The 14,228-nt window shown below is 39.0% G+C and carries 12 protein-coding genes; 8 read left to right on the top strand and 4 right to left on the bottom strand.

From position 1 onward, the window contains the following. Positions 1-41: 41 nt before the first annotated feature. Positions 42-542: a peptide-methionine (S)-S-oxide reductase gene (locus tag LNTAR_RS04575; protein WP_007277465.1), complete on the top strand. Its 501-nt coding sequence runs from the start codon at positions 42-44 to the stop codon at positions 540-542. On the opposite strand, the gene LNTAR_RS04570 is transcribed toward LNTAR_RS04575, so the two are convergent. Then, the gene (locus LNTAR_RS04570) at positions 539-2,794 is read right to left on the bottom strand and encodes a protein kinase domain-containing protein (protein ID WP_007277464.1); all 2,256 of its coding nucleotides are present in this window, start codon (positions 2,792-2,794) and stop codon (positions 539-541) included. The genes LNTAR_RS04575 and LNTAR_RS04570 overlap by 4 nt on opposite strands. Before the next feature lie 151 nt (positions 2,795-2,945). Between LNTAR_RS04570 and LNTAR_RS04565 the strand changes: the two genes are divergently transcribed. From LNTAR_RS04565 to LNTAR_RS04555, 3 genes are all read left to right on the top strand, one after another. After that, positions 2,946-4,235: a cryptochrome/photolyase family protein gene (locus LNTAR_RS04565; RefSeq protein WP_007277463.1), complete on the top strand. Its 1,290-nt coding sequence runs from the start codon at positions 2,946-2,948 to the stop codon at positions 4,233-4,235. Then, positions 4,236-5,783 carry a cryptochrome/photolyase family protein gene (locus LNTAR_RS04560; protein WP_007277462.1) on the top strand — a complete coding sequence of 516 codons (1,548 nt, stop codon included), beginning with the start codon at positions 4,236-4,238 and terminating at the stop codon, positions 5,781-5,783. A 126-nt stretch (positions 5,784-5,909) separates the two neighbouring features. Continuing rightward, complete coding sequence (locus tag LNTAR_RS04555; RefSeq protein ID WP_007277461.1) at positions 5,910-6,344, top strand: hypothetical protein; 435 nt, start codon at positions 5,910-5,912, stop codon at positions 6,342-6,344. On the opposite strand, the gene LNTAR_RS04550 is transcribed toward LNTAR_RS04555, so the two are convergent. Both LNTAR_RS04550 and LNTAR_RS04545 read right to left on the bottom strand, forming a co-directional pair. Further along, a complete protein-coding gene (locus LNTAR_RS04550) occupies positions 6,341-8,350 on the bottom strand; it encodes a serine/threonine-protein kinase (RefSeq protein WP_007277460.1) in 2,010 nt (669 codons plus the stop codon). The genes LNTAR_RS04555 and LNTAR_RS04550 overlap by 4 nt on opposite strands. 29 nt (positions 8,351-8,379) lie before the next feature. Beyond that, positions 8,380-8,976, bottom strand: coding sequence for an RNA polymerase sigma factor (locus tag LNTAR_RS04545; protein ID WP_007277459.1), 597 nt, complete (start codon positions 8,974-8,976; stop codon positions 8,380-8,382). Between the two features lie 142 nt (positions 8,977-9,118). On the opposite strand from LNTAR_RS04545, the gene LNTAR_RS04540 reads away from it, so the two are divergent. The 4 genes from LNTAR_RS04540 to LNTAR_RS04520 all read left to right on the top strand — a co-directional run bounded on the left by LNTAR_RS04540 (position 9,119) and on the right by LNTAR_RS04520 (position 13,426). Continuing rightward, complete coding sequence (locus LNTAR_RS04540) at positions 9,119-10,693, top strand: sulfatase family protein (RefSeq protein ID WP_007277458.1); 1,575 nt, start codon at positions 9,119-9,121, stop codon at positions 10,691-10,693. A gap of 2 nt (positions 10,694-10,695) precedes the next feature. Beyond that, positions 10,696-12,039, top strand: a complete 1,344-nt coding sequence (locus tag LNTAR_RS04535) for a sulfatase-like hydrolase/transferase (RefSeq protein WP_007277457.1) — start codon at positions 10,696-10,698, stop codon at positions 12,037-12,039. Positions 12,040-12,157: 118 nt separating this feature from the next. Further along, a complete protein-coding gene (locus LNTAR_RS04525) occupies positions 12,158-12,682 on the top strand; it encodes a DUF1559 domain-containing protein (protein ID WP_007277456.1) in 525 nt (174 codons plus the stop codon). 252 nt (positions 12,683-12,934) lie between these two features. Next, the gene (locus LNTAR_RS04520) at positions 12,935-13,426 is read left to right on the top strand and encodes a DoxX family protein (RefSeq protein ID WP_007277455.1); all 492 of its coding nucleotides are present in this window, start codon (positions 12,935-12,937) and stop codon (positions 13,424-13,426) included. Between the two features lie 296 nt (positions 13,427-13,722). Here LNTAR_RS04520 and LNTAR_RS04515 read toward each other — a convergent pair whose 3' ends face one another. Continuing rightward, positions 13,723-14,223 carry a TrmH family RNA methyltransferase gene (locus tag LNTAR_RS04515; protein ID WP_007277454.1) on the bottom strand — a complete coding sequence of 167 codons (501 nt, stop codon included), beginning with the start codon at positions 14,221-14,223 and terminating at the stop codon, positions 13,723-13,725. Positions 14,224-14,228: the final 5 nt, after the last annotated feature.

The raw sequence follows: 14,228 nt of genomic DNA, 5'->3' as shown, positions 1-14,228 counted from the left end.
GGTGTTTTTGATTTTCAGCTAAAACGCCATACAATCTAATTATGACTTATCCAAGATTTACTTTTATACTCATCTCTTTGTTGATATGCGGCTGTACACCTAAAGATGAAACGACGCTCATGGTTTCTTCTGGTTGTTTCTGGAAGGTGCAGGGTTTCTTTGATGAAAATAAAAATGTAATTTCATCGACCTGTGGATATACCGGCGGTAAAAGCCAAAACCCCACTTATGAAAATGCCAAAAAGAATGGTCATGTGGAAGCCGTAAGAATTCAAATAAAGGAAGCTGATTACGAGAGTGTGTTAAAACACTTTTTTGAAAATTTTCCCGCCAAGCGCATAAAAGCAAAAAATGAGATGCATGGAAAAATGTTTCGTGCGAGGATTTATTATTTTGATGATAAACAAAAAAAACTTTTAGCGAAGTTGAGTGCACAGTATGATGATGAAGAAACTATTACAGTCATCCTAGCTGCTCAAGAGTTCTACACAGCTGAAGACGATCATCAGGATTGGTACAAGAAACGCTGTAAGATCAATTAGTGTTCATTTAATAAGCATTTGTTTGCGTCGTACTTTTCTACATAATACCAATTTAAAGTCGGTATATGATTAACGGCATAAATATAATGTCCTGTGTTTTCCTCTACGGAAAAAACAGTACTCTTCTTTTTCTTAATCACTGCTAAGACTTCTTTATTTGAGTAATGAACACGCTTTATCGATGAGTTAATCATTGCGCTTGTTTTTTTATTCTTTTTCAAAAGAGAACTACTCACCATGACTTCACCCACATCATTGAGAATTACTGACTCAAGTAATGCTTTGTGTCGATATTCTGAATCAGTCAGCATCATTTGGCTGGCTATATAATCGATGGTTAAATCAAAGGCTAAAACTCCTCGAAATTCATCTTCTTGATTGTATAGGCTTATTGTACATGGCATAACGAGACCTAGTCCATTTATATCATAATAAGGCTTTGCCCAAACAATGCCTCGTCTTCCTTTTGATTCTTTATACCAAGGCCGTTTGCGATGATCATATTTATCTGGATAACCGCCTTTACCTGGGTAAGAAACAAAGACACCGTTTTCTAAACCACAGTAAATCCATCTTACTGGTAAAGGTTTAAGCAATACCTTTTCTTCATTAATATCTTTTTTACTTATATGACTCGGACTATTGAGTTCACTCTTGAGCATAATCTGTAGAAATTCATCTTTGAAAGAAAACAAATAAGATAGGTAGTTTTCAACTTCATCAAAATCTGTCTTTGGAGCTAAATGATAGACTATTGAATTCACACTAACCTCTTTACCAAATATCGATGAGTATATCGTATCTTTAGGCTTGGTATTGGAGTTCAAAAAATCTGCTGATGAATAAAGTTTTACACCTTCATTTCGCATTTCGGGTACACTCAGTATACTGGCACTTAAACGGCTCAAAAGCTGCTCTAGTTTCGTCAATTGATTATCGATAATGTGAGCCTTATTTGCCACACGACTCTGGATGTCTGCAAAGGTATTTTCTCGGGCTCTAGCTTCAGTTATAACCTTATTCTGTTGAACTAAACTAAAAATAGCTGTAGAGGATAAACTGATGATTATCGTCAGCATTATCACTGTCATAGGATAGGGGTTTTTTTGCGCCCATCGCATAACCTTTCGCGCTGGTTTATCGGGTAAACTCGAAACTTCATCATTGCGTAAATAGCGACGAATATCCTCGGAAAGTTCTTCCACGGACCTATAGCGAAAGAGTAAATTAGGATTTCTAGCTTTCTCAATAATCGACTTTAATTCTGGCGCAATCACACCTTTAGAGAAACGGTGCTTTACCTCTGGAAACTGATTACGAATTGCTTGCTCAAAGAGTTCATTCGTATTAAAACCACTAAATCCTCGCTGGAGAGTGCAAACTTCATGCAAAATCATTCCAAGTGAATAAACATCTGTGGGTTCATCTGGAAATGGATTACAAACAAGCTGAGGATCTATATAACCTGGAGACCCACATATATTATGTTTCATGTGTTCAATGACTTCTGGTCGTTGATTTTCGGGATCATCGAAACAATAGGCAATCCCCCAATCCATCACGTACACTTCTCGCGATTCCCCAATCATGACATTATCTGGTTTTAAATCGCGATGAATTACCTTCTTTAAATGCGCGTACTGAACTGCTTCACATATTTTTATAAAGTGTTCAAGTCGTGTGTTGAGTGAGGATTTTTCTACTTTTTGATCAAAGCCTTTAAAATAATAATGATCACTCACTCGATCTAAATATTCACGCAAAGTTATGCCATTTACTTTTTTCATGGCGAAGTAAATGTCGTTCTGATTTGAAGAATTGAGACTATAAATAGGAATAATGGCCGGATGGTCCAGTTGGGCTGTGAGTTGTGCTTCCTTGATGAAAGGTCGGCGCATTGTGTTTTCTTTGAGTTTTTTAACTACTACATCACGCAGCAAGTGCTTATCTCTTGCCTTGTGAATAGCACCTTGCGCTCCTTCGGCAAAAGCTTCTTTAACTTCATATATCAAAGTAACATCAACGTGATCTTCATCATCAGCTGAATAAGGATCTAATTCAGTAAATGCGAGCTTACACGTTGTAATTTGCTGAGCGAACACATGTGTATCAACTTTATCCTCGTTCTTTACTGAACTTGTTGCCGTCTTAGGAAGTGAGTTTGGTAATAGCTTGACTGAAACCTTTATAGACTCACGTTCCATTTGTATGGTCGGACTCTCAACTATTGTTTTATTTCTCTCTTCGTTCACAAAGTGCCTCTAATAATTCCTTCAATATACGCTTTGCCTTCAAATAAAAATAAAAAAATTGCGCAAGAGGCAAAGAATTCTTCATAAATTTAAGTAAATCATTTTCTATAGAAGATCATAAGCATATTTTAAGTTTAATAAAGGAAGCATAATGATCAATTACTTTTGGTTCAGGCGCGATTTGAGGCTTGAAGACAACTGCGGTTTATACGCCGCACTAGAAGCTGGCGAAAAAGTTCGTCCAATTTTTATTTTTGATACGAAGATACTCAAAAAGTTGACATCGAAAAATGACCCTCGAGTGAGCTTTATTCATCAAAAAATCAAAGAACTCGACCACCAAATTAAAGCTAAAGGTGGCTCTGGAATTTGGGTTTATTATGGTGACGTCAAAGAAACCTGGAAAGAAATACTACAAAGCCAAACTGGTGACGTCTACTGCAACAGAGATTACGAACCCGCTGCGATTGATCGTGATCATGAAGTGGAACAAATCCTACGCTCTCATGGTCAAAACCTGCACTCCTTTAAAGACCAAGTCATTTTCGAAGAAGATGAGGTCCTCAAAAAAGATGGTACGCCCTACACAGTTTACACTCCTTACCGCAAGGCATGGGAGCTTAAGTTCTCACCAGAAATGTTAAAGCCTTTTCCGTCGGACCTTAAAAACAATTACGATACAAGTCCTTCGAAAGCTATTCCGTCTTTAGAAGAAATGGGCTTCGAAGAGAAAAAAGCTCATGAGGGAAATAAAAATCTTAACACTCAATTACTTCTCAACTATAGTGTCGATCGCGATTTTCCTGCGCTCAATGCCACAAGTTTACTCTCAGTTCAATTAAGGTTTGGTGCAATTAGTATTCGCCATTTAGCTAAACAAGCCCTAAACTTAGACTCGACTTACCTTCACGAGTTGATCTGGCGCGAATTTTTTATGATGATTCTATATCATTTCCCACACTCGGCAAAGCAAGAATTTAAGGAACAGTACTCTCGAGTTCCATGGCGTTATGATCATGAAGACTTTAAAAGATGGTGTTTCGGTAAAACGGGGTATCCCTTGGTTGATGCCGGGATGCGCGAACTCAATGAAACTGGCTATATGCACAACCGTGTCCGCATGGTCACTGCTAGTTTTCTCGTCAAACACCTTCTCATTGATTGGCGTTGGGGCGAAGAATATTTTGCTCGTAAATTAATGGATTATGATATGTCCGCCAATGTGGGCAATTGGCAATGGGCAGCTGGTTGTGGTTGTGATGCAGCCCCCTACTTTAGAGTTTTTAATCCAACAGCACAGAAAGAGCGTTTTGATAAACAAGAAGAATATATAAAAAAATGGATACCCGAGTACAACACAATGCTTTACCCTGAACCCATGATTGATCACAAATTCGCTCGTGAACGCGCCATTGAAACTTATAAAAAAGCTCTCAAATAAATGTCTAAACTCTGTTTATTATTAGGTGATCAATTAGATCTTCAACTCAGCTCATTGCGGCAACTCAATAAAGATTCGGATTGGGTTGTAATGATGGAGGTATGTAGCGAAACTAACTATGTCCAACATCACTCAAGAAAAATGCTGTTTTTGTTTTCCGCTATGCGTCACTTTCATAAAACGCTCCTACAAAAAGGCTACAGATCTATATATATTACTTTAGATGCGCCAGATAATCAGCAAAACTTCCAAGAAAACCTTAGAATCATCATTAATGAAAAAAATATTAACACCCTTATCGTATGTGAACCCGGTGAATGGCGGCTAGAAAATGAAATGTATCATTGGGAGGAAAAACTAGAGATACCTGTAGTTATAACTGAAGATGATCGTTTCTTAATGAGTCGACAAGAGTTCAAAAACTATGCTCACGGCCGTAAATCATTGCTTATGGAAGATTTTTATCACATGATGAGAAAGCGCTATTCCTATCTTATGGAAAATAATAAACCAACTGGGGGTAAATGGAATTATGATAAAAATAATCGTTCAAAATATGATTATAAAACTGAGATTCCTAAGCGCTTAGAATTCCCTCCAGACTCAATTACCCTAAACATAAAAGAACTAATTGAACAATGGTTCCCAAATCGTTTTGGTTCGATGGAAAAATTTACCGAAGCCTGTACTCGAGAAGATGCCTTGAAGTGTTTAAAACACTTCATAGAGACAAGCCTAGAAAATTATGGTAAATATCAAGACGCTATGTTAGATGATCATCATTTGCTCTTCCATAGTCGTCTATCCCACCTGATTAATTCCGGTTTACTCAATCCAAAAGAAGTTTGTGAATACGCTCTTGAAAATTTTAAAGTTAATAATCAAGAAGACCTTAATTCAATAGAAGCTTTTATACGTCAAATCATTGGTTGGAGAGAGTTTATTCGTGGGATTTATTGGTTAAAAATGCCCGACTACTTAGAGAGCAATGCTCTTGACGCTCATCAATCTTTACCGAACTTTTATTGGACTGGTGACTGCAAAATGAATTGTGTCAGCAAGGTCATTAAAGACACCCAGAAATATGCCTATTCACATCACATACAACGCTTAATGATAACTGGTAACTTAGCCCTATTAATGGGTATAGAACCAAAAGAGATCCATGAATGGTATTTAGCTGTTTACGATGATGCTTATGAATGGGTTGAGTTACCCAATACATACGGCATGGGCATATATGCCGACGGTGGCATCTTGGCTACAAAACCCTACGCAGCTAGTGGGAATTATATTAACAAAATGTCAAATTTTTGCAAGAATTGTCAATATAAAGTCTCAGTAAAAACAGGCCCAGATGCTTGTCCTTTTAATTATCTTTACTGGAATTTTTTATATCGAAATAAAAACAAACTATCCAAAAACCATCGACTATCAATGCCATACAGAAATCTAGAAAGAATGGATACAACAAAGCTTGAGCAAATCAATAAGGACTCTGAAGATTTTATTGATTCGCATTGTAGCCGAAACTTAAGTGAACAATAATTTATTAATTGGAAATATTATTTTATCATTTAATTAACTTACGCTTATAAAATTTCTTCGCTTTTTAACTACTTGATTTTTCTGCTTTATTGATTAGAATTCATTAGATAATTGACGGAGACAACAATGAAACTAGAAACGCTCGAAGGCGTCATAATTGAACTGGATAAAAGCACCCAAGTGAGCGGTACTGATAGACGTTCAGGCCTTACGCATAAAGCGCGATTTAAAGTCGGGGATGAGAGAATTTTGCTAAAGACCACTTCCGAAGCCAATATGCAGAATGGCGATAGGATAAAAATCGTCGGTCTACCCGATGCTGGTGACTTCAAAGCTATTGTTTACAAAAACTTGAGCAATTCTTGGCAAAGTGATCAACCCAAACTTGGTTTTGCTCCTTTCATGTTGAGTCTTTTTATCTTTTTTACAGCTACCATGAGTGCCTTTGCTCGTCCCTTCATTATTCTTTGTTTAATTGTTGGAGTTGTCCTATTCAATTTACTCAAAGTTTATAAAACGAATAAAGAAGCTTACAGTATCATGATGAGCGAGGAATCTTAACGGTAAATAACTTTATCTAAGAGCTTGAGACCTTCGAGAAGCTTTTCCGAGTAAACATTATTAGGGAGTTCTAATGCCTCTAAAGATTTACAATGTTTTAATACTTTAATATCTAAAGGGCTATCACCTAAAACTAAATGTTTGATTTGCGTATCTCGCAAAGGTGACAAATCAAAAACATTCGTATCGCAAAGATTTAAATATTCTATTTTAGTTTCTTTTAATGAACTAATAGAACTAACGGCTGTATTAGAAATATCTAAAGATCTCAAAGACATGCCTCTTAAACCTTCTAATTGTTTTACTCCTGACCCACTTAAATTTAATGAAGTAATGGGAAGCTCAAAAAGAACAATTGTCATACGAGTCCCTTTGTTTCCACTAGCATCTATACTGTAATATTCCCCTAGTTTTTGAAGCTTAAAATTAGCATCATCCTGACGTCCCGCGAAAAACTTATGATTATCGCGATAGCTTTGTTCCGCAAACATTAAACGCTCTTCAATGTTATAGTTTTTCACCATGTTGTAGAACATCAGTGCGTGTAAACCACTAAAACGAAATTCTCCACGGACTATCTCACGACGAACATCATAAATTTGTTTCGCACTCGGCTTCGTTTCACCTTCCTTGGTTAAACCTTTATCTGCAAGCTCCATTAACCACTCTTGTTTTGGACTTAAACTTCCTTTCTGTAAACTTTTTTTTGCCGCACTGAAACGTAAATAGCCAAATTCAAGTTTCCCTCTCAAATCCCAAGCTTCTTTAATTTTAGCATCAAGTTTTAGGGATTCTTTTACTGCATTTAAAGAAGCTTCATACTTCCCTCTTTGATAATCATCCTTGGCAAGCTGCAAGAAGGCCTTGGCAGAAGATTCTGAAATAGCTTGGCGTATTTCTTGTTCAAGTTTGAGCTCTCCAAACAAAACTCGGGTTTTACGTTCAGATATTTCCGCTATTTCTTGCGCTTCTTGAGCTATATTTCTTTCATTATTAATTTTGATAAAAGACAAAACACCTAGTACCGAGATTAAGATCAGGGAACTTAGCATAACGAAACTTAGAGTTTTATGTCGAGCCACGGCTTTTTGTATCAGTGTAAAAGCACTCGGATTTTCTGCACTTGTTGCGAAGCCCGCAATGTAAGCTCGAATTTCTTTTGATACGTCACTCACTACCTTATAACGATCTTGGATATCGCTTTCCATAGCTTTAAGTACAACTGCTTTAATTCCCAATGGAATTTGATTAAGCTTTGCCAACATGTCGTCAATAGGTTTTAACTCTGGAGCCTTCATCCTTTCCTGACAGTCGCTTGATGAATAAGAAGATTCTCCAATAAATAAGGCATAAAGAATCCCACCCAGGGCATAAATATCACTCTCTATCCCAATGCCTTCACCCTTAATTTGTTCAGGAGCCATGTAAGCAAGACTTCCTCGAATAGATTTTTTATCTGATGCTTGAAGTTCTTTAAGGTTTTGCGCCAAGCCCCAATCACAAACTAAAACCTGCCCAAAACTATCGACTTGGATATTTTCTGGTTTTAAATCTAAATGAACAATTCCTTGGGAATGGGCATAGGCCATGGCGTCACAAACTTTAAGAAAAATTTCTAAACTTTCATTTACGCTTAAACTCTGGCCCTCAATAATTTTCTGAAGATTTTCACCACTCAATAATTTCATTGTGAAATAAGGTTTATTATCTTCGTCTAAACCTAGATCATACAGAGGAACTATATTTGGGTGTTCCAAATGAGCAGAAATTCTAGCCTCATTAATAAAGGCCTCATTATTAGATAGCTTTTGAGATTCTTTGAGCATTGCCATAGCGACTTTTCTTTGAGTAAAGCTATCTTTGCAGGCTAATATGTGTTTTTGTCCACCTTCACCTAAAGACTCCCCCAATTCATAGCGAGCACCCAAGTTTTGGATTTTCCTCACTAGCTCAGAATCTTTGAGCAAAGCCTGGTCATCGTCTAAAGCTTGATCAAAACTGTCCATTAGCCAAGACCTATTGCTATCCTTTGGCACTAACTCAGTTCCTCATTCAAACGTCTAATTTCTTTGTGAAAGGCTTCTTGAACTCGTTTACGGTTCACAAATACTGAATTCACTTTTAAATCGAGCTCTTCGGCTAGCTCAGAAGCTTTTTTCCCCTTGGCTAAATCTTCGAAGCATTTAAGCGCACTCATGGAAAACTCCTTACTCAAATTCTCCCAAGCCAAATTAGCCACGTGAATTTTCCATTCTTGTTCATAGACCTGATAGATTTCCGCTTCATTACTTTTCTGCTCATTGCGTTGGCTAAATTCCGCGCGCTCTAGATCATTTTTATAGCGTTTTTGTTTTTCAAAATAATGGCTCACTTTATTGCGAATAATGCGGCTCATCCAAGTGCGGAATTTACAATTCTGAGGTTGGTAATCGAAATCTGGAAGTTTTTCCCATAGAGCCAAAAGAACTTTTTGGGCCTGATCTTCGATATCTGAATTCTGCACTCCCAGCCTATAAAGAATGGCATTGATATACTGTTTGTAAAAGAAGACAAACTCCTGCCATGCCGACTCATCGTGCTTATTTCGCAAACGCCCTAAGAGGGTCATTCGAGTGTTGAAATCTTCAGGCATACAACTCCGTTTATGGTTATTTACACACTAATTTTCAGTCGACACAATACAAACTCTACAAAAAAATTATAAGCTGAGTCAATTATTTTTTCTTTGTTCGTATTGAGCTTGTACAGTCAATTAAACTACAAAGGAGTAATCCATGCTTAAACATATCAGTCTACTGATTTTTTCTCTCTTCTGTCTGTCGCTCAGCGCTCAGGATAAACCCAATATAATCTTTATCCTCGCCGATGACATGGGCTATGGCGACATGAGCAATGAAGGTGGCCTTATCCCCACTCCACACCTCGACCGCATGGCGGATGAAGGTATGAAATTTACCGACGCACACACGTCTAGTTCCGTTTGTACTCCCACGCGCTACGGCATTCTAACGGGGCGTTACAACTGGCGCTCGAGTAAAAAGAAAGGTGTATTAAGTGGTACTTCCGCACCACTCATCCCACAAGATCGCGTCACCATCGCCAACTTCCTCAAAGATCAAGGCTACCATACGGGCATGGTGGGAAAATGGCATCTTGGGATTGGCTGGCAAATGCTTGATGAAGCAAAAAAACCGGAAAAATCCTTCCTCAAAGAAGGTTATAAAATGAAAAACAATAAGCAAGCTGCATCATGGAAGGTGGATTACAGTAAACCAGCTATCACTCCCATTCATAATGGTTTTGATTACTTCTACGGTATTGCTGCATCACTCGACATGTCCCCTTACGTTTATATTGAAAACGACAAAGCCGTAGAAATGGCCACACACGAACGCGGCTTTGCTACTCCATATCGCCCTGGTGCAACAGGCCCAAGTTTTGATGCCACCTACTGCCTCATGACTTTTGCTGATAAATCAAGAAAGTACATTGCTCAGCAAGCGGCAGATAAATCCAAGCCCTTTTTCCTCTACCTTCCGCTCACTTCTCCACATACGCCTATTATGCCTTCGGAGAAATTCTTAGGTAAATCACCAACAAAAACCATCTACGGTGACTTTGTCATGGAGACTGACTGGGTTGTAGGTGAAGTTATGGCTGAACTCGACAAGCAAGGCATTGCCGATAACACACTCATTGTGTTTACGGCTGATAATGGTTGCTCTCCAACGGGTAGTATTCCTGAACACATCAAAATTGGTCATAGTCCCAATGGTCAATGGCGTGGTCACAAAGCTGATATTTTTGAAGGCGGACACCGCGTCCCTTTCCTCGTTCGCTGGCCCGCTCAAGTACAAACGAAAACACAGTCTGATTCCACAATCTGTACCACAGACTTTTTTGCGACCGCCGCAGATGCGGCCAAGCTATCAGCTTCAATCGAAGACACTATGGCTGAAGACAGCTACTCTTTTTACGCTGATCTCACTCAATCTGGTAAAACAAAACGCCCTTTCACTATTCACCATTCCATAAATGGAAGTTTTGCCATTCGCCAAGGGAAATGGAAGCTCAACCTCTGCCCAGGATCTGGTGGTTGGAGTGCCCCACGTCCAGGAAAAGCAACGAAAGGTTTACCCCTTATTCAACTCTATGACCTAGATGGTGATCCAGCTGAGAAAAACAACTTACAGGACGCGCATCCGGAAATCGTCGATAACCTCGTCAATCAGTTGGCTAAAGAAATTAAAGCAGGTCGTTCAACTCCTGGTGCTCCACAAACTAATGAAGGCGCCATTCCTTTTGGAAAGCCAATCTTAGCTAAGTTCCCTCAACTTAAACAGGATTAATCATGACTAAATTTCTTCTCTCTTTATTACTCTGCCTACCAATTTTTGCGGACTCCGCAAAACCCAATATTATTGTCATTATGGTTGACGATATGGGCTGGGCAGGAATTAGTAGTTTTGATAATAAGTACTATAAAACACCAGGTATCGACCGTATGGCAGTTGAGGGAATGAAACTCACCGACTTCCACTCCAATGGCGTCGTCTGTAGCCCTACCCGTGCCGCACTCATGACGGGACGTTATCAACAGCGCAGTGGATGTGATGTGGTTATTAATGCCGACCCAAAACACCCCGATCATGTGCGGGGTATTCGAGACGAAGAATGGACGTTCCCCGAAGCCATGAAATCTGCGGATTACGCAACCGCAGTCTTCGGTAAATGGCATATAGGCTATAAAGCTGAGTTTCACCCAATGAATCATGGCTTTGATGAATTCGTTGGCTTCATTAGTGGTAATATTGATGCTCAATCCCACTACGATCGCATGAGTACTTTTGACTGGTGGCAAGCAAGGGAACTCAAAGATGAGAAAGGTCATCATTCCGATCTCATTACTGAACATTCACTCGATTTCATTGAACGCAACAAAGAGAAACCCTTTTTTCTCTATGTGGCTCACGGCACTCCCCACTCGCCTTTCCAAGCCCGTGGCTCAAAAATTCAACGTGGCCCTAATAAAGGGCAAGTCCCCGCTTGGGCCCCAAAAATTGAATATAGCAAAACTCCAGGCGATGATAATTGGCTGATGAAACACTTCACTCTCCCCGTTGACGAAGGCGTCAATCGTATTCTCGATAAACTTGTTGAACTCAAGATCGATAAAAATACCATCGTTTGGTTTCTCAGTGATAATGGTGCTGCCAAAGGAAATCACTCCCATAGTGAAAATACTCGTGGCGCTAAAGGTAGCATGTACGAAGGTGGACACAGAGTCCCCGCACTCGTATGGGCCCCAGGGCGTATCAAAGCTGGATCTGTTTCCGACCAAACAATGATGACTTTTGATATCACGGCGAGCTCAATAAAAGCGGCTGGTGTTGCGATTCCCGCAAATCATCAACTCGATGGAGTCGATATTCACCCAACCGTTTTCAACAATAAAAAACTCAATGAGCGCACACTCATTTGGGAAAATGGTAAAGGCTCTGGCGCCCTCCGCAAAGGTCCTTGGAAACTCGTCGTCAACAAAAAGAAGCAAGAGCTCTATAATTTGGCTGATGATCACAAGGAAAGTAAAAACTTAGCTCAATCCATGCCCGAACTCATTAAAGAATTATCCGAAGAGTATCAGACCATTCTTAATGAAATTTCAAAAAACGCCCCTTATTCAGAAATAAAATAGATTTTTTTATAAAATAAATCAAAAGTCGTAAGTCTCCGAATATATATTTAAAACCCGGAGACTTTTTATGAAAACATTCAGCGTAATTGAATTGCTCGTTGTTTTCGCGATCATTTGAATGCTCGCCTCCCTCGTTTTGCCAGCCCTCAGCAATGCTCGCGAAACCAGTCGACGCAGGACATGCCTCAATGGATTGAAACAAATTGGGGTTGCCGGTACCATGTTTCAAGATGACAACGATGGATACGTTCTACACAATTACCAAAGCAATGTCCATTCTGCTTTAGATTGGCTCTTTGGACTCAACCCCTACCTCGGTGGCAAATCCGAGATTGGTGTTACAGCAGAATCGCAATTTAAGAATGAAGCTACATCCGTATTTTATAATTGTCCCACATCAAATGATGATGCAGGCTGGGTTTTTGCCATCGACTATGGTGCACCAAATCGTGGTAATAATCCTTGGACTTTTGTGGGTTATAAAATTGAAGATATTAATAGCACAAGTGACTCCCTATTTTTAGCCGATATATATAAAGCGAGTGATAAAACTAAGGGGCGTAGCGCTTTTAATTTAAAAGATAATTATCTGGAACTTACAGGTACTGACACTGGCGAGTTTAAGCATAATCACCTCGTCTAATTATTCATTTTTTGATGGTCATGTAGAAACGATCAAATGGCTTCCAGAAAACACCTTTATAGCTCGTTACACAGTTGAACTTGATGCTTTAAGTAGTATACCTGGCCGAGGTAATGCTACTACAGTTCCCTGATTTTTTTTGGATTTATAGCTCCTTAGCTTTATATTAAACTATAAAGATAGGAGGCTGAGGGGCGAGACTCAATTTGAGCTCGTCAAAACTTGGTGAGCTCTACAAATTAGGAGCACACTATGAAACACCTCGAAGATTATGAAAATAGCCCCCTAAGATCCGCTGATACCATTATCGCTGGCCTTAGAATTTATCTTGGATTTATCCTTCTCTGGAAAGCGCTAGATTTCTTTTTTAACCAAACCGTTTTCTTACAGTACTTTGAAAGTATGGGTCAATTTTGGTTTGCTCCTGTTGCTTGGCTTCACTTTGTTTTTCTCGTTCATATCTTTGGGGGAATTTGCCTTATTGGTGGCATGGGAACTCGCTGGGCATCGATGCTCCAACTACCTGTTGTCGGTTCTGCCGTCTTCCTGATTCACCTCCCCGCCCTGCTGAGTTCAGCCATAATCGTCAATGGCGCTGAAGCCACCATAGCCATCTTTAGTCTTATATTACTCTTGTTCTTTTCTATCAGAGGTTCGGGGACTTACTCCATAGACTACAGAACTGTATATAATGATGAACACTTAGATGATACAGATTCTATCGATTACAGTCATAGTGCATAGAAAAAACCAAGTCATATTTCGTTTAGTTAACGTTACAAAGTATTAACTTATATTTTTACGACTAATAAGAATTTTTATCTTTATGAGGGGGATTTCTTAATTTTTTGACTGGCTGTATTTTTCATTTAAAATACTATTTTAATCTAAAGTTGCTATAGGAATCCTCTCAATGGTATTCACAGAAATTCTTAACCATAAAACTATTGATTTTTTCTTTCTCATCATGAATCACCGCAGGAAATAGCTTTATAATTCTAAATCAAAAAATAATATCTTTAGAAGGTTGAAGCTCTCAATTAACCTTCTGGATATTGTCGACAATATTCATAGACCGCCAATGATGTGGCTGAAGCAACATTATATGAATAAGGCAAGCCCCATACGGGAATTTCAACCGTATAATCTAGACAATCTAAACAATCTTGGGATAGGCCCTCACGTTCAGCACCGACAACCAAGACACATTTATGAGGGAAGTCAAAATCGTGAAGGTTATTGGAGTTGGTTGTTTGTTCCAAGCCCACAAGTGTATAACCATCCTGTTTAAGCTTTTTCAAAACTGGTGGAAGACTGTTTTTTGTGACTAAGTTAACCTGCTCGGCTCCATCTCTCGCAATCTTTGAATTGACCTTGGCATTACCGGTTGCAATAACTTGACTTACCCCCGAACACCCCGCCATCCTCATGATGGTTGACAAATTCACATGACTCCGCAAAGGTGAACAGGCAATAATGAACGGACGTTCTTGCTTCAGTTCAGTAGGTGGTTTGTGGCGTACATGTTCAAATTTGGGCATAATTA

The organism is Lentisphaera araneosa HTCC2155 (assembly GCF_000170755.1).
Lineage (GTDB): Bacteria > Verrucomicrobiota > Lentisphaeria > Lentisphaerales > Lentisphaeraceae > Lentisphaera > Lentisphaera araneosa.
This window is presented reverse-complemented; position numbering and strand designations above follow the sequence as displayed.